16 protein-coding genes are annotated in these 15,269 nt (G+C 55.3%); 7 read left to right on the top strand and 9 right to left on the bottom strand.

The genetic code is table 11. From position 1 onward, the window contains the following. Nucleotides 1-42 precede the first annotated feature (42 nt). From FHS72_RS07415 to FHS72_RS07385, 7 genes are all read right to left on the bottom strand, one after another. Complete coding sequence (locus FHS72_RS07415) at nucleotides 43-1,395, bottom strand: branched-chain amino acid ABC transporter permease (RefSeq protein WP_183527671.1); 1,353 nt, start codon at nucleotides 1,393-1,395, stop codon at nucleotides 43-45. Next, entirely contained in the window at nucleotides 1,392-2,402 is a 1,011-nt protein-coding gene (locus FHS72_RS07410; RefSeq protein ID WP_183527670.1) for a branched-chain amino acid ABC transporter permease, read from the bottom strand. The genes FHS72_RS07415 and FHS72_RS07410 overlap by 4 nt, the downstream gene beginning before the upstream one ends. Before the next feature lie 52 nt (nucleotides 2,403-2,454). Next, nucleotides 2,455-3,168: an ABC transporter ATP-binding protein gene (locus FHS72_RS07405; protein WP_183527668.1), complete on the bottom strand. Its 714-nt coding sequence runs from the start codon at nucleotides 3,166-3,168 to the stop codon at nucleotides 2,455-2,457. 48 nt (nucleotides 3,169-3,216) lie between these two features. Continuing rightward, a complete protein-coding gene (locus FHS72_RS07400; RefSeq protein ID WP_183527666.1) occupies nucleotides 3,217-4,002 on the bottom strand; it encodes an ABC transporter ATP-binding protein in 786 nt (261 codons plus the stop codon). An 85-nt stretch (nucleotides 4,003-4,087) separates the two neighbouring features. Then, complete coding sequence (locus tag FHS72_RS07395; protein WP_183527665.1) at nucleotides 4,088-5,272, bottom strand: ABC transporter substrate-binding protein; 1,185 nt, start codon at nucleotides 5,270-5,272, stop codon at nucleotides 4,088-4,090. 198 nt (nucleotides 5,273-5,470) lie between these two features. After that, on the bottom strand, nucleotides 5,471-6,394 hold the full coding sequence (locus FHS72_RS07390; RefSeq protein ID WP_183527664.1) for a peptidoglycan-binding domain-containing protein: 924 nt from the start codon (nucleotides 6,392-6,394) through the stop codon (nucleotides 5,471-5,473). Nucleotides 6,395-6,491: 97 nt separating this feature from the next. Continuing rightward, complete coding sequence (locus FHS72_RS07385) at nucleotides 6,492-7,493, bottom strand: GlxA family transcriptional regulator (protein WP_246414567.1); 1,002 nt, start codon at nucleotides 7,491-7,493, stop codon at nucleotides 6,492-6,494. Between the two features lie 196 nt (nucleotides 7,494-7,689). Between FHS72_RS07385 and FHS72_RS07380 the strand changes: the two genes are divergently transcribed. After that, the gene (locus tag FHS72_RS07380; RefSeq protein ID WP_183527663.1) at nucleotides 7,690-9,060 is read left to right on the top strand and encodes a class II 3-deoxy-7-phosphoheptulonate synthase; all 1,371 of its coding nucleotides are present in this window, start codon (nucleotides 7,690-7,692) and stop codon (nucleotides 9,058-9,060) included. Nucleotides 9,061-9,119: 59 nt separating this feature from the next. Here the strand turns inward: FHS72_RS07380 and FHS72_RS07375 are convergent, their stop codons facing one another. Beyond that, complete coding sequence (locus FHS72_RS07375) at nucleotides 9,120-9,761, bottom strand: PAS domain-containing protein (RefSeq protein ID WP_183527662.1); 642 nt, start codon at nucleotides 9,759-9,761, stop codon at nucleotides 9,120-9,122. 191 nt (nucleotides 9,762-9,952) lie between these two features. On the opposite strand from FHS72_RS07375, the gene FHS72_RS07370 reads away from it, so the two are divergent. From FHS72_RS07370 to FHS72_RS07360, 3 genes are read left to right on the top strand one after another with little or no spacing between them, the layout of a single operon-like run. Continuing rightward, complete coding sequence (locus FHS72_RS07370; RefSeq protein WP_183527661.1) at nucleotides 9,953-10,852, top strand: YicC/YloC family endoribonuclease; 900 nt, start codon at nucleotides 9,953-9,955, stop codon at nucleotides 10,850-10,852. 3 nt (nucleotides 10,853-10,855) lie between these two features. After that, entirely contained in the window at nucleotides 10,856-11,491 is a 636-nt protein-coding gene (gene gmk / locus FHS72_RS07365; RefSeq protein WP_183527660.1) for a guanylate kinase, read from the top strand. Beyond that, nucleotides 11,491-12,012, top strand: a complete 522-nt coding sequence (locus FHS72_RS07360) for a gamma carbonic anhydrase family protein (protein WP_183527658.1) — start codon at nucleotides 11,491-11,493, stop codon at nucleotides 12,010-12,012. The genes gmk and FHS72_RS07360 overlap by 1 nt, the downstream gene beginning before the upstream one ends. On the opposite strand, the gene FHS72_RS07355 is transcribed toward FHS72_RS07360, so the two are convergent. Continuing rightward, nucleotides 12,009-12,422: a hypothetical protein gene (locus tag FHS72_RS07355; protein WP_183527656.1), complete on the bottom strand. Its 414-nt coding sequence runs from the start codon at nucleotides 12,420-12,422 to the stop codon at nucleotides 12,009-12,011. The genes FHS72_RS07360 and FHS72_RS07355 overlap by 4 nt on opposite strands. Nucleotides 12,423-12,559: 137 nt before the next feature. On the opposite strand from FHS72_RS07355, the gene FHS72_RS07350 reads away from it, so the two are divergent. The 3 genes from FHS72_RS07350 to phoB all read left to right on the top strand — a co-directional run bounded on the left by FHS72_RS07350 (nucleotide 12,560) and on the right by phoB (nucleotide 15,169). Then, a complete protein-coding gene (locus tag FHS72_RS07350; protein ID WP_183527654.1) occupies nucleotides 12,560-13,621 on the top strand; it encodes a sensor histidine kinase in 1,062 nt (353 codons plus the stop codon). 147 nt (nucleotides 13,622-13,768) lie between these two features. Continuing rightward, nucleotides 13,769-14,476, top strand: a complete 708-nt coding sequence (gene phoU / locus FHS72_RS07345; RefSeq protein WP_183527652.1) for a phosphate signaling complex protein PhoU — start codon at nucleotides 13,769-13,771, stop codon at nucleotides 14,474-14,476. Nucleotides 14,477-14,482: 6 nt separating this feature from the next. After that, nucleotides 14,483-15,169, top strand: a complete 687-nt coding sequence (phoB, locus tag FHS72_RS07340; RefSeq protein WP_183527650.1) for a phosphate regulon transcriptional regulator PhoB — start codon at nucleotides 14,483-14,485, stop codon at nucleotides 15,167-15,169. Nucleotides 15,170-15,269 lie beyond the last annotated feature (100 nt).

Below are 15,269 nucleotides of genomic sequence, written 5' to 3'. Positions count from 1 at the left end.
ATTACCTATGGGCCTTCTAGCGCGTCACCGCCACAAGAACCACTACTTCTCAGGCATCAATCCGCGCGGGCTAAACCGCAGGACCAACAACATCACAATACCCATGGTCAGCAATCGCATATGGGCGCCGAATTCGGACATGCGAATGGCAAACCAGTTTGTCGGATCAAGTCCCGCTGTGGTCACATCAGCGATCCACAGGCCCAATGGTTCAACCATCACCCACAGCCACCAGACAAGGAAACCACCCAGCACAGCGCCAAAGTTATTGCCTGATCCGCCCACAATCACCATCACCCAGATCAGGAAGGTAAAGCGCAGCGGCTGATAGGTCGTCGGCGTCAACTGACCGTCAATCGTGACCATCATCGCACCGGCAATCCCGCAGATCGCAGAGCCAAGGATAAAGATCTGCAAATGGCGGGCGGTGACGTCTTTGCCCATCGCTTCGGCGGCTGTTTCATTGTCGCGGATCGCACGCATCATCCGACCCCAAGGCGAGCTTAGCGCGCGTTGCGCAAGCCACAGCAAGGCGATCAGGAACACGGTAAACAGCAGCGAATAGCCGATTTTGACGTATAATGTCGACGCGGTCATCGGGTCCAAGCCCCAGCTGGCAGCCTTTTCAGTAAAGCCCGGATCGTTTTGCAGGTCGATTTCATAGGGCACAGGACGGGGCAGGCCGGTTACGTTTTTCACGCCGCGCGACAACCAGTCTTCGTTCTTGATCACCGCAAGGATGATTTCGGCAATCCCCAGCGTCGCAATCGCCAGATAATCAGACCGCAAGCCAAGCGCGGTTTTCCCGATCACCCAAGCTGCAGCAGCCGCGAACAAGCCGCCCACAGGCCAAGCCACGATCGCCATCCAGCCGTAATCTTTGTAGTTTTCACCGCCAAAGTTCAGACCGCCGATGTTGCCAAACAGGGCAGGGTTGATCGCCTCGATGCCTTCAACACCGCCATCAAACACCCAACGGAACAGGAAAAACCCGCCAACCAGCAATATAATCGTGGCCAGCACACGGGCCGTGCCAGCAGGCATCTTGGCGCGGACCAACACGGTTAACACAATCGTTGCAGCGCCCATGACCAAGCCCAGCAAAACGCGCCACCCGCCTGCGGCCATAGCGCCTTCGGTCGGGGGCATCGAAATCAGCACGGCAGCCAAACCACCCAAGGCGACAAAGCCCATGATACCCACGTTAAACAGGCCCGCAAAACCCCATTGCAGGTTTACGCCCAAGGCCATGATCGCGCTGATCAAAGCAAAGTTCAGCATCTTCAAAGCAGAGTCCGGTGACCCGCTGAAAATCCAGAAATCTGTTGTTCCTTCAAGGACATACAGACCCGCGACAAACAGAACGAGAAACGTATTACGCAGTGAAAAGCTCATATCGATTGCCCCTTGAACAGGCCGGTCGGTTTGAACAGCAGCACGATAATCAGGATCGCAAAGCTGACGGCAAATTTATAATCGGTGGACAACAACTGGACGAGGCCGTCGGGCTCTAAGCTCTCTGGCATCACATATGTCAGCACCTTTTTCCACGCATAGGTGATCGTGACTTCGGCAAATGCGATGGTAAATCCGCCTGCAATAGCGCCCACCGGATTACCGATGCCGCCGACGATTGCAGAGGCAAAGATCGGCAGTAGCAATTGGAAATATGTGAAGGCTTTGAACGACTTATCCAACCCGTACAACACGCCCGCCGTCGTCGCCAATGCGGCCACGATGAGCCATGTCACCAATACAACGCGCTCAGGGTTAATGCCGGACAATAACGCCAAATCTTCGTTGTCGGAAAAGGCGCGCATGGATTTACCAGTGCGGGTTTTATTCAGAAAATAGAACAACAACGCCATGACGATAATCGCGACAACAACAGTAATCATCTGGGTCGTCTTGATCGCCAACCCTTCGTCTAGTCCGGTCATCTCTTTGAAATCACGCGCAGAAATGATGAACCGTTCGCCGTCGGCAAAGTTGATATCCCGCACGCCAATCACAAAGCGCACGATCCCATTCATCACAAACATCACGCCAAGCGACACGATCACAAGGATCACTGGCTTGGCCTTTTGGGCGCGGTAGAATTTGTAAACGACGCGGTCGGTACCCAGCACCAGAAGCGCACAACCCGCAATCCCGAACGGCAAGGCGAGCAGGGCAGTCGGTAACGGTCCCAGCGAAATGCCCCAAGACTGAAACAGCCATGTAAACAGGATCGTAATCGCTGTGCCAAAGGCCATCGTATCGCCGTGCGCGAAGTTCGAAAACCGCAACACGCCGTAGATCATCGTGACCCCAAGGGCCCCAATCGCAAGCTGGGCGCCGTAGGCCAGCCCCGGCACGATTACAAAGTTCGCCAATGCGACCAGCGCATTTAAATAGTCCATTAAATCAGACCCTTCGTCGTCATTCTTAATCCTTTAACAAAAGGATAAAATATCATCCGCCCAAGAAACTCGCGCGTACTTCTGGGTTCGCAAGCAGTTCTTTACCAGTGCCAGTGTGGGCATTTGTACCCTGCACCAAAACATAGGCTTTATCAGCAATTTCAAGCGCTTGTCTGGCGTTCTGTTCCACCATCAGGATCGGAATACCCGTGCGGGCGACCTCGATGATCCGGTCGAACAATTCGTCCATCACAATCGGCGACACACCCGCCGTTGGCTCGTCCAGCATCAGCACCTTCGGCTGCGTCATCAAGGCGCGACCTACGGCGACCTGTTGCCGTTGCCCACCCGACAGTTCACCCGCCGCTTGGTTGCGTTTATCGCGCAAGATCGGGAACAATTCATAGACCTGTTCCATCGTCTGTTTGATGTCATCGTTGCGAATAAAGGCACCCATTTCGAGGTTTTCTTCAACCGTCATCGAGCCAAAGATATTGCGGACCTGCGGCACAAATCCCATGCCCTTGATCACGCGGTCTTGTGGCGACAGCGCGGTGATGTCCTCGCCGTCCAGCCGCACAGACCCCGAATGCACGTTCAGCATCCCGAACACCGCTTTCATCGCAGTGGATTTACCCGCGCCATTTGGCCCGACAATCACAGCAATCTCGCCTTTTTCCACGGCTATCGTGCAGCCGTGCAGAATATCGGGGCCTTTGCCGTAGCCGCCCGTCATCGTATCGCCAATCAAAAACGGTTCAGACATGCGCGGCCCTCAACTTCATTTCGCCAAAACAACTCACTGCGCACCCCATCACGTTTTCGCCAACTTGTCTTTGTTCTTCAATCCGGTCCCCAAATAGGCCTCGATGACCTGCTCGTTGGCCTTGATTTCAGCCAGCGTACCTTCGGCCAAAACCTTGCCTTCCGCCATACAGATCACTGGATCACAAAGCCGTTCGATGAAATCCATGTCGTGCTCGATGACGACAAATGTATAGCCGCGCTCTTTGTTCAGCCGGATGATCGCGTCGCCAATGGTGTTCAGAAGCGTGCGGTTCACGCCTGCGCCGACCTCATCCAGAAACACGATTTTCGCGTCGACCATCATCGTGCGGCCCAGTTCCAGCAGCTTTTTCTGGCCGCCGGACAAGTTGCCTGCTTTTTCATAGGTCAGGTGGTCGATGGTCAGGAATGCCAGCACTTCATCGGCTTTCGCGCCCAGCGCCCGTTCTTCTTCCGCGATGCCTTTGCGGCCAAACCATGCGTTCCATAGCGTTTCACCTGATTGCGCGCCCGGCACCATCATTAGGTTCTCGCGGACCGTCATGCTTGAGAATTCATGCGCGATTTGAAAGGTCCGCAGCAGCCCTTTGTGGAATAATTGATGTGGGGGCAGACCTGTGATGTCTTCGCCGCCCATGGTGACACGTCCCGCAGTTGGTTGATGAACGCCTGCGATCACATTGAAAAGAGTGGTTTTTCCGGCCCCGTTCGGTCCGATTAATCCGGTGATTGTACCTGCGCCAATTTCAAGCGACGCACCATCTACCGCACGAAAACCACCAAAGGTTTTCACTAAATTCTCTACGACGATCATTCTTTACCTGCCACGTGAAGTACGTGCCTTATCATATTGAAACGGCACGGGAAAATCCCGTGCCGTTTCAAAGTTTCAGTCCCGATTAACGGAAGTTAACGGTGGAATAGACACCATCGGCAAATTCGATCTCTTGGAAGTTCCCAGCGGATTCGCCAGCACCAATCAATTCAATCGCAGTCGCACCAACGTAGTTGATCTCTTCGCCAGCGGCGAGCAGCTCAAGTCCTTTGGCCAATTCGCCCGGGAAAATTTCGGTGCCCGGTGCGTTTGCGACGTCCATCACGTGATCTTTCAGATCAGCAGATGCGCTGGACCCAGCCGCTTGCATCGCCAACATCAGCAGGGCAGCCGCGTCATATGATTCCGCAGAATAAGACCCCGTGCCGTCAAAACCGGCAGCCGTTGCCAAGCCAAAGAACATAGACGCGCCTTCGCTATCTGTGCCTGGGTAAGATCCGATAGATCCGTTCAGTTCTGAACCAAAGTTCTCGTTCAGCTTTGTGCCGACCATACCGTCTGGGAAATAGAACGTGTCGAACGCGCCTGCGTCGATTGCGCTGCGCACAATGCCGGAACCGCCTTGGTCAACGTAGCCTGCAACAACCAGAACGTCGCCGCCGCCGGATGCCAATGCGCCAACTTCAGCAGAGTAATCCGCTTTGCCGTCTTCGTGTGCCGCAGAGATTGTGACTGTGCCGCCAGCTGCCTCGAAAGAGCCCGCGAATGCATCGGCCAAACCTTTGCCGTAGTCGTTGTTTGTGTAGGTCACAGCAACGTCAGTGATACCGCGATCGTTCAGGATCGCTGTCATGATTTCGCCTTGGCGCGCATCGGATGGGGATGTGCGGAAGAACAAGCCGTTGTCTTCAACTTCGGACAGGCCCGGGGATGTGGCCGATGGTGAAATCATCACTGTGCCGTTTGGCAATGCAACGTTGGACAGGATCGCGCCAGTGACGCCGGAACAATCGGCACCCATGATTGCGCTGACGCCTTCAGATGTGATCAGACGTTCGGCAGCTGTTGTTGCTGCACCCGCGTCGATACATGTGCTGTCTGCGCGCACGGCGGTCACAGTCGAGCCATCAAGCAACGCGCCGGATTCGCTGACTTCGGCCATAGCCAATTCAGCACCAGCCGCCATCGCAGGTGTGATGGATTCAAGCGGACCTGTGAATCCAAGGATCACGCCAATTTTTACGTCTTCAGCAAATGCGGAACCAGCCGTCAGCGCAAGTGCTGTGGTCGCCATCAAAATATTTTTCATTTTAGTCTCCCTAGTGGATGTTTTCGTCATCCTGACCGAAAGTCTACGCACCGTATTTTCAAAAGAAAAGGGGGCGGGTTTCCGATACGCTACGGAAAGTGAAATAAACCTTTAACAAGAGCAGGGTAGGTCGGCACCAGTACACGCTCTGATTGCAAAATGGGCGCGCTGACACCGAAACAGGCATATCGTGGCGCACTAAGGCATCAGAGGCATCACATAGATCGCGTTCAACGTCTTCTTAAAGGTGCCATCGGCGGGCCCCGGACTAGGCTCGCCCCTTGTGGCGTAGCCCAGCGCGTCGTTCATAATCCGTGTTCCGTCAAAAAAGTCGATGTGATTGCCAAGCCGCGAAGAATCTCTGTTTCCCGCCAGCCGTTCAAAAAAGATAATCGCGGCGGGGCCTTGGACTTGGGTGTAGATATCCGCGCCCGAGCGGCCTTGTGTGATGTTATATGTCGTAAACGGCCAAAACGTCCGAAGATACGAGAACACGCGGCCCGCGCTGTTGTCATGCGCCGTATCGACCCCGCCACACCTGCGCGAAAACGCGCGATGCACATATAGGCGTCGCGGACTTGGCCCGTTCAGGTGGAACCCGATATCGCTGCGCCCCAGCGCAACCGTCATTCGCACAGCACATTGGTTTTGGCCTGTGCAGGCGCAGGGTTTGCCACGGACCTCGACAAACTTGTTATATTCGCGTTGCAAACGACTGGCCGTCGGGCGTTTCGGGATCAAATTCTGGCTCAGTGGTGTGCGGCTTCCGGTTGGTCGCGCGGCAAGCGTGTCTCGGGTTGGATTGCCGCGCTGGATCAACTGGGCGTCCATCACCTCTAGCGTGTCGCTGTTTGCAATCCCGTCGAAGGTGTTGTTCGCACCGCCTAGGGAATTTTCGCGTTGGAATGATTGTACGGCGCGGAATGTCTCACCGCCATAATCGCCATCCAGCGTCCCGTCGGCGGCTGTGGACATGCGCATCGTTGCGACCTGCAAAAACCTGAGCGCGAGTTGCAAAAGGCGCACCGCCTCTTGGTCCGGATCGCCACGGCGCATTGCGGGGTTATTTATTGCGGCAGCGATCAATCTTGGGTTGTTGGAAAACAGATGACTATTCAGCATTGTCGTATCCAATCAGTGATGAGGGTATGCCACGACCATTTACCGCGCCAAAGCACGAGTAAAGTCAGGAAAAACAGACCTATCGTTGCTGATTGGATTAGCGTGCGGTGGGGTTCGCCTGTGTGCCGCGCTCGCGGTAGGGGGTTGTATTATAATGCGACCGGTAGCATTTCGAGAAATGCGACGGCGACGCAAACCCGCAGGCCAGTGCGACGTTAATCACCGTCATATCCGTTTGCATCAACAGGTTACGCGCCCGCCCAAGCCGCAGTTCCATGTAATAGCGTTTCGGCGACCGCGACAGATAACGCCGGAACAGGCGTTCGAGTTGGCGGGTCGACATGCCCACATCGCTTGCCAAGATCGCAGGGCTGATCGGCTCTTCGATGTTCTTTTCCATCATCTGAATAACGCGGCTTAGCTTTGGATGACGCACACCAATGCGGGTCGGTACGGATAGACGTTGTGTATCTTGGTCAGTGCGGATCGATGAATAGATCAACTGATCGGCCACAGCGTTCGCTAAATCCTCACCATGGTCTTGCGCGATAATCTTGAGCATCAGATCAATCGAGGCAGTGCCGCCAGCAGTGGTAATCCGGTTGCCGTCGATCACAAACACCGATCGGGTCAGCTCGATATCTTCGAATTCCTCGATAAAGCTGTCCTGATTTTCCCAGTGGATCGTCGCTTTTTTACCGTCGAGCAATCCGGCTTTTGCCAGCGTATAACCCGCCGTACACAGCCCCGCGATAGTCACACCGCGACGGGCCTCGCGCCTGATCCAGTTCAGCACTTTTTTGGTGGTGGCGGCTTGAATGTCGACGCCACCGCAGACCATGACAATATCGTCGCGGTTCAGCTCGTCCAATTCGGCGTCCAGTTGAAACACACAGCCGTTTGAACAGGTCGTCGACACACCGTCCTCGCCAATGAACCTCCATTCATACAAGGTTTCACCCGCCGTGCGGTTTGCAATCCGCAGACTTTCCACCGCGCTCGCAAAGCAAAGCATGGTGAATTGATCCAGCAACACAAACACAAAGCGCTTTGGCTTTTGTGTTTCGCTGAACATGATGGGGGTCTCAGATACGCTCATATCTACGCCTGTATCGTCGCTGGTTGGGCATCATTCGCGCCAAAATCGCGTGCTGACAAGTCATTTCAACCAAAACCGACGCATTGGCCGTCGCAAATAGAAGGTTTAGGCATTGGAAGCCCCGTTCTTACGCAGTATAAGGACGGACCGATCACTCTGATCGTGAGATATATTTTCTAGATTTTGGAGCAAGACAATGACGACATGGCAAAAAACGGACTGGCGCAGCAAGCCCCGGATCCAAATGCCAACTTATACCGACGCGGCCGCGCTTAAGGCTGTGGAAGGTCGTCTGTCTTCATATCCACCCTTAGTTTTTGCGGGTGAGGCCCGGCGGCTACGCCAACACCTCGCGGCTTGTGGCCGTGGCGAAGCGTTTTTGCTGCAAGGCGGCGATTGCGCCGAAAGCTTTGCAGAGTTTTCCGCAGACGGCATTCGCGACACGTTCAAAGTGATGCTGCAAATGGCGATGGTCCTGACATACGGCGCGAAAGTGCCTGTTGTGAAGGTAGGCCGCATGGCTGGTCAAATGGCCAAGCCACGCTCTGCTGATACCGAAACTGTGGATGGCGTCGAATTGCCAAGCTACCGCGGCGATATCATTAACGGTTTCGACTTCACCGAAGAGGCCCGCATTCCTGATCCGGAACGCATGAGCCAAGCCTACATGCAGGCGGCGGCGACATTGAACCTGTTGCGCGCTTTCTCGACGGGCGGCTACGCAGACGTGCATCAAGTCCACCAGTGGACACTCGGCTTTGCCGAAGGGTCCGGCGCGCAGAAATACCGCGATATGGCGGGTCGGATTTCAGACACGCTAGATTTCATGCAAGCCGCTGGCCTGTCCACCGACACCAACCACGAATTGCGCACCGTCGAATTCTACACGTCCCACGAGGCCTTGCTGCTGGAATACGAAGAAGCCCTGACACGGGTCGATTCCACATCCGGCAAGATGCTGGCGGGTTCTGGTCACATGATCTGGATTGGCGACCGGACACGGCAGCCGGACGGCGCACATGTGGAATATTGCTCTGGCGTGCAAAACCCGATCGGGTTGAAATGCGGTCCGACAATGACTTCCGGTCACCTCAAGGCGCTGATGGCCAAACTGAACCCGCAAAACGAAGAAGGTCGCTTGACCCTCATCGCACGTTTCGGGGCTGGCTCTGTTGGCGAACACCTGCCGCGCTTGATCAAAGCGGTGCAGGAAGAAGGCGCAAACGTCACGTGGACTTGCGACGCGATGCACGGCAACACGATCAAATCGTCCACGGGCTACAAAACCCGTCCGTTCGATTCCGTGTTGCGCGAAGTCAAAGAATTCTTTGCAGTGCATAACGCCGAAGGCACAATTCCAGGCGGCGTACATTTCGAGATGACAGGCGCTGACGTGACCGAATGTACTGGCGGTGTACGGGCTGTGACGGATGAAAATCTGGCAGACCGTTACCACACAGCGTGTGATCCACGTTTGAACGCGTCCCAGTCGCTGGAACTGGCGTTCTTGGTCGCAGAAGAGCTGTCCACGCGCCGCAATCAGTTGAAAGCGGCTGCTACAGGCTAAGCCGTCACGCATCGTGAAATTATTTCGGGCGGGTCCAATCGGATCCGCCCGTTTTCGTTTCAGGTGTTATCAACAATCAGTCGCAGCGCAGGCCGTGGGGCAGGGTGCGCCACAGTCGGTTCCGACAGGATTTCATGCACCGTGCGAATGATCGGTTGCACCGCCTGCTGGCGCAGACTTTGGTCACGATCAAAGTCAAAGCGCATCGGCCGCCGCCCGGTCTTGCCATCCACAACCACAGCACCAAACAGACGGTTCACCTCTTGGCCTGCATGTTTGAGCGGCATCAGCAGCAACCGACCGCGCAACGGGCTACGGCCCAAACTACGGGCGGCGATGACGGGAACTTCTACGATATCAGGGCCTTCGCAGACGTCAAAGATCAGCGGGGCCAGCATGTCGCGACCTGCGGGCGTGAATAACGCGCTCAGCGGCATGCCGCGCGGCTCCATATTCAGCACCTCATGCACGGCACGGCCCGCAACCCGAAAACGGGCAATCGTCGGCGCGACACGTTCCAACGTAAAGCAATGCGCAAGACTATCTGACAAATGATCCGGCGACAGATCAACACGCTGGGGTAGGTCGTCACCGTTGCGCATCGACCGCCAGTGGCGCTCGACCTGTTTCAGCACCGCTTCGCCATTCGGATCGTGAAACGGAGTGCGGTAAATAGAGGCATAGTCGCGGTCATGTGCCATCGGATCGTCCTTCGTCGGTATTTCGCATTTGCCGACAAGTTAACAGAAAGTTACCGGAAATCACTTAACAAAGGATTAATGGGTTAACGCTATACGGAGCGGGGCAAGGTCGGCACAGCGACGCAAGCGGGGTTTACCTGTGCTAGAGTTTGCCAGTAGTGAAGACGCAACAGCACCCAAAAGAGGCACCCATGATCCAATCAATGACAGCATTCGCCAGTCGCACAGGCAGCTTGGAGGGGACCACATGGAGCTGGGAAGTCCGCAGCGTAAACGCACGCGGCTTGGACCTGCGCTTGCGCCTGCCAGACGGTATCGACGGGCTAGAAGCCGACATTCGGGCAGCCTTTGGCAAAGCAATCAAGCGCGGCAATGTCAGCCTGACCTTGCGGATTGCGCAAAACGACACAGCGCAGCAGCTCTCATTGGACGAAGCGCAACTGGACCGCGTTTTGGGGGCACTTGATAGCATCCAGGAACGGGCCTTCACGATGGGCGTGACATTGGGCCAGCCGACCACAGCCGACGTTTTGAACCAACGCGGCGTGGTTTTGCACGGCTCAAACGACGGGATCAGCGCAGAACTTGCGGCAGCGATCAAAGCGGACGTCGCCCCGTTGCTGCGTGATCTGGTCAAAATGCGCGAACGCGAGGGGCAATGCCTGAACGAAATCATCGCCACGCAACTGTCTGATATTGCGGGCAACATCGCCAACGCCGAAGCCGTGATCGTGGAACGTCGCCCCGACATGGAACAGGCGTTGAAAACGGCGATGGAACGGGTGTTGGGCGATACCGACCTTGATCCGGACCGTTTGGCGCAAGAGATGGCCGCACTCGCCGTGAAAACAGACGTCACCGAAGAAATCGACCGTCTCAAAGCGCATGTGACCGCCGCCACCGAACTGCTGGACGTCGCACAAAAAGAACATCACCCCGTTGGCCGAAAACTAGATTTTCTGTCACAGGAATTTAACCGCGAGGCGAATACACTGTGTTCCAAGGCGCAGCATGTGAAACTCACGGGGATTGGGCTTGAACTCAAGACGCTGATTGATCAGATGCGTGAACAAATTCAAAACGTGGAGTAACGCATGGCGCGTCGTGGACTACTGATTATCCTGTCTTCCCCCTCTGGTGCGGGCAAATCGACCTTGGCTAAAGCATTGCGCAAATGGGACGACACGCTGCGGTTTTCTGTTTCTGCGACGACACGCGCCCCGCGCGCCGGCGAAGTCGACGGTCAAGATTACTATTTTGTGACCGAAGATGCCTTTAAACGGCAGGTGTCCGACAAAGACATGCTGGAACATGCGCGGGTGTTCGGGAACTACTACGGATCACCAAAGGGACCAGTGGCCGACGCGATTGAGGACGGTCGCGATGTGCTATTCGACATCGACTGGCAAGGCGCACAGCAGATTTCAACCTCGTCGTTGAAGGACCACGTGCTGTCGATTTTCATCCTACCGCCATCAATCACCGAACTGCACCGCCGCCTTGTGTCACGCGGGCAAGACGATTCAGAGACCATCGAAAAGCGGATGCAAAAAAGCTGGGACGAGATCAGTCATTGGGACGGCTACGACTATGTGCTGGTGAACGATGATCTGGCCACCACCGAAGAGCGGCTGAAAACCATCATTTCCGCAGAGCGGCTACGCGCCAGCCAGCAGCCCGACCTGATGGACCACGTCCGCACCTTGCAAGACGAATTCGAGGATCGCTAATGTTATATAAAATCAATGACGTAGAACCCAAAGTTGATGCAACGGCATGGGTCGCACCGGGCTGTCATGTGATCGGGAACACCACGCTTTTGGCGAAATCTTCGGTGTGGTTCGGCACAACGATCCGCGGCGACAATGAGCCGATCATCATAGGCGAAGGCAGCAATGTGCAGGAAAACTGCGTGCTACACACTGACCCCGGTTGCCCGCTGACCATCGGCACCAACTGCACAATCGGTCACAAAGCGATGCTGCACGGCTGCACCATCGGCGATAATAGTTTGATTGGCATGGGGGCGACCGTGCTGAACGGCGCTGTGATCGGCAAAAACTGTCTGATCGGGGCAGGGGCGTTAATCACCGAAGGCAAAGTCATTCCCGACGGATCGCTGGTGATGGGATCACCGGGCAAGGTCGTCAGAGAGTTGGACGAGACAGCGATTGCCGGCCTGAAACGCTCTGCCAAGCATTACCAAGCCAACGCGGCGCGGTTCCGCGACGGATTGGTCGCGCTGGATTAACTGACCAACCGCAGCGGTGTCGGTATCATAACGATTTCAAAGTCGATATTTGGGGCCGCTTTGCGGATTTCGCTGCGAATCATCGCCATGTCTGGCAAATATTGCGCCAAAGCGCGGTATCTGCCGACGTAACCGAACGAGGCCAGAAACCGAACGATCTGAAAGGCGTCAAACGCATCGCTTAGCAGCGGGGATAAAACAACGTCGGGACGGACCTTTGCAATCGTCGTCTGATTTAAGTGTTCAAAATCAACGAATGTCAGGTCATCGACATAGGGAATGTCACGACCTTCGGATGCCCAACGGCGCACTTCACCCACAACCAAAGTGACCACGCGGTCCTCTTGATGGACGTGCCCACGCAGGTTTTCTAGGAACTTCTTCCGTGGTAGTTGATGGACTGACGACATGATCGCGTTCCGATCCTCCTTTTTTCTAAGTGTATGCTGTTACAAGGATGAAACGAAACTGTGCAAACATTTCTTACATTCAAGTGTGGGTTGATCCACACAAAACCTAAACGCGACTAAAAAGTGACACTTATCACATGCCAAAGTTTCCGCTCGATGTGCTTCTCAAATCAGTCAAATCACCCATACTTTTGATCGGCGAGGACCAACGTATCAGCCTGCAAAATCCTGCAGCTACGGCGTTGTTAAAGATGGATTTTACCGGTCGAAATTATATTAATGCATTGCGTCAACCTGCCTTGTTAGATGCCGTCGATCAGGCCCAACTTGATGGCACCCAAAAGACCGCGCGTTTTCTCGTGCAAACCGGAAACACCGACCAAACCTTCGAGGCGTTGGTGGTGCCAGATAACAAGCAAACCCTTGTTATCCTTGAAGATCAATCCGCCGAGCACGACATAAATTCAGTGCGCCGCGACTTTGTCGCGAACGTCAGTCACGAATTGCGGACGCCGTTGACCGCCTTGCTCGGATTTATCGAAACCCTGCAAGGGCCGGCCCGCAACGATCCCAAAGCCCAAGAGCGGTTTTTGGGAATCATGGCCGTCGAGGCGGATCGTCTGCGCAGGCTCGTTGATGACCTCTTGTCGCTCAGCCGCGTTGAAGAAACCGAACGTAGTCGCCCCACCAATCCCGTCGATCTGGAAGAGGTGATCCGGCAGTCGACAGAGCTGCTTGAACCACTGGCCAAGACCGCAAAAACGCACCTTCAGGTTGTAGCGCCAGAGCAGCCAATGGTGGTGCCAGGTGACGCCGCGCAATTACAGCAAGTCCTTCATAACCTTATCGAAAACGCGATCAAATACGGTGCCACCGAGGCCGGAATCACTGTCGCAATCCATCCGCCAGCCTACGAGCGGTCCCTACAACAAGAGTGCATTCGCCTGACCGTAGAAGATCAGGGCAGCGGCATACCAGAGCGCCATTTGGTGCGGTTGACCGAACGTTTTTACCGCGTCGACGACCATCGGGATCGTGAAATGGGCGGCACAGGTCTGGGCCTTGCGATTGTGAAACACATCATGAACCGCCATCGCGGACGATTGCTGTTCGACAGCACCGAAGGGCAGGGCACCACCGTATCGATCCTGCTGCCAACCGTCATCGAAAACCTGATACGTCAAAGTTCTATCCCATAATTATTTGTTACATTCAGAATCTACGACATAATTTCTTAAGATTGTGTAAACGACGCTGGTAGGACCATCACGACACCGCAAAACCAGACTTTCACCACCCAAACGACCCTGCAACGGCAAGGTCGGATCGGCAAAGGAACAGGCAACATGAGCGAACATATTTCATCCGCATACGACCGCGATCTTGAGGAAATTCAAGCACTTGTGATGCGTATGGGCGGCCTTGTTGAGCAATCGATCCTGTCCGCCGCCGACGCGCTGGCCGCACGCGATCTGGAACTGGCCGAACAGGTGCGGGCAGCGGACAAGGCCATCGACACCCTAGAGTTGCAGATTAACGACGAGGCGGCGCGCACCATTGCCTTGCGTGCGCCGGTTTCCAAGGATTTGCGCAGCATTTTGACCGTGTTGCGGATCGCCGCGTCGTTGGAACGGATCGGTGATTACGCGAAAAACATGGCCAAACGGACCGGCACTTTGGTTGATATGCCGCCGATCAACGGCTCTGACAAAGCGTTGCGCAGAATGGCCCGCGAGGTCCAATTGATGCTCAAAGACGTGCTGGATGCCTACGTGCGTGGCGACGCCGAATTGGCCGAAGAAGTCCGGCAGCGCGACCACGAAGTGGACCAGATGTACAACGCCTTGTTCCGCGAATTTCTGACCTTCATGATGGAAGACCCGCGCAACATTACGGCCTGTATGCACTTGCATTTTATGGCAAAAAACGTGGAACGCATGGGCGATCTAACAACAAATATGGCCGAACAAGTGATCTATCAGGTCACAGGATCAATGCCCGAAGAAGCCCGACCAAAGGGCGATAAAACCTCATTTGTGCGCACACCGGAGTAGTCGAAAATGGCCCAAATCCCACATGTTCTAGTGGTGGACGACGAAGCGTCGCAGCGCGAAATGTTGATCTACAACATCGAAGCCGAAGGCTACCGGACGACCAAAGCCAGCAATGGTGAAGATGCGTTGCTGTCGGTCGCCGAAGACCCGCCAGATGTAATTATTCTAGACTGGATGATGCCCAAACTGTCCGGCATCGAGGTCTGCCGTCAATTGAAAATCAAACCCGAGACGCGCGCCATTCCGGTGATTATGCTGTCCGCACGCACCGAGGAAATCGACAAAGTGCGCGGGCTTGAGACTGGCGCGGATGATTACGTCGAGAAGCCGTATTCTGTGACCGAACTGATGGCGCGTGTACGTGCGCAGCTGCGGCGCGTGCGACCGACGACCGTGGGGCAAACGCTGACATACGACGACATCTCGTTGGATTCTGAAACGCACCGTGTGATGCGCGGCGACGTGTTACTGAAACTTGGACCGACGGAATTCCGGCTTCTCAGCACGTTCATGGAAAAACCGGGACGTGTCTGGTCACGCGATCAACTGCTGGATCGTGTCTGGGGGCGCGACGTTTACGTGGACACACGGACGGTCGATGTGCACGTCGGACGGTTGCGTAAATCGCTGACAAGCACAGGATGCGAAGATCCGGTGCGGACAGTACGCGGAGCGGGCTATGCGCTGGGATAATACGATGTTGCAACCAAGTTGAAATGTCCGTGGTTGCGCAAAGTAGAAATGTCTCACTTGGCGTGACGTGAGCATGGCTGGGCAGGGCGTAGACGTCATA

Source organism: Yoonia ponticola (assembly GCF_014199395.1).
GTDB classification, from domain to species: Bacteria; Pseudomonadota; Alphaproteobacteria; order Rhodobacterales; family Rhodobacteraceae; genus Yoonia; species Yoonia ponticola.
This window is presented reverse-complemented; position numbering and strand designations above follow the sequence as displayed.

Bases quoted from the DNA above. Each gene is read 5' to 3' on its own strand.
- gmk (WP_183527660.1), top strand. From the start codon at position 10,856: ATGGCGCGTCGTGGACTACTGATTATCCTGTCTTCCCCCTCTGGTGCG.
- FHS72_RS07400 (WP_183527666.1), bottom strand. From the start codon at position 4,002: ATGATCGTCGTAGAGAATTTAGTGAAAACCTTTGGTGGTTTTCGTGCG.
- phoU (WP_183527652.1), top strand. From the start codon at position 13,769: ATGAGCGAACATATTTCATCCGCATACGACCGCGATCTTGAGGAAATT.
- FHS72_RS07410 (WP_183527670.1), bottom strand. From the start codon at position 2,402: ATGGACTATTTAAATGCGCTGGTCGCATTGGCGAACTTTGTAATCGTG.
- FHS72_RS07395 (WP_183527665.1), bottom strand. From the start codon at position 5,272: ATGAAAAATATTTTGATGGCGACCACAGCACTTGCGCTGACGGCTGGT.
- FHS72_RS07370 (WP_183527661.1), top strand. From the start codon at position 9,953: ATGATCCAATCAATGACAGCATTCGCCAGTCGCACAGGCAGCTTGGAG.
- FHS72_RS07380 (WP_183527663.1), top strand. From the start codon at position 7,690: ATGACGACATGGCAAAAAACGGACTGGCGCAGCAAGCCCCGGATCCAA.
- FHS72_RS07390 (WP_183527664.1), bottom strand. From the start codon at position 6,394: ATGCTGAATAGTCATCTGTTTTCCAACAACCCAAGATTGATCGCTGCC.
- FHS72_RS07360 (WP_183527658.1), top strand. From the start codon at position 11,491: ATGTTATATAAAATCAATGACGTAGAACCCAAAGTTGATGCAACGGCA.
- FHS72_RS07355 (WP_183527656.1), bottom strand. From the start codon at position 12,422: ATGTCGTCAGTCCATCAACTACCACGGAAGAAGTTCCTAGAAAACCTG.
- FHS72_RS07350 (WP_183527654.1), top strand. From the start codon at position 12,560: ATGCCAAAGTTTCCGCTCGATGTGCTTCTCAAATCAGTCAAATCACCC.
- FHS72_RS07405 (WP_183527668.1), bottom strand. From the start codon at position 3,168: ATGTCTGAACCGTTTTTGATTGGCGATACGATGACGGGCGGCTACGGC.
- phoB (WP_183527650.1), top strand. From the start codon at position 14,483: ATGGCCCAAATCCCACATGTTCTAGTGGTGGACGACGAAGCGTCGCAG.
- FHS72_RS07385 (WP_246414567.1), bottom strand. From the start codon at position 7,493: ATGAGCGTATCTGAGACCCCCATCATGTTCAGCGAAACACAAAAGCCA.
- FHS72_RS07415 (WP_183527671.1), bottom strand. From the start codon at position 1,395: ATGAGCTTTTCACTGCGTAATACGTTTCTCGTTCTGTTTGTCGCGGGT.
- FHS72_RS07375 (WP_183527662.1), bottom strand. From the start codon at position 9,761: ATGGCACATGACCGCGACTATGCCTCTATTTACCGCACTCCGTTTCAC.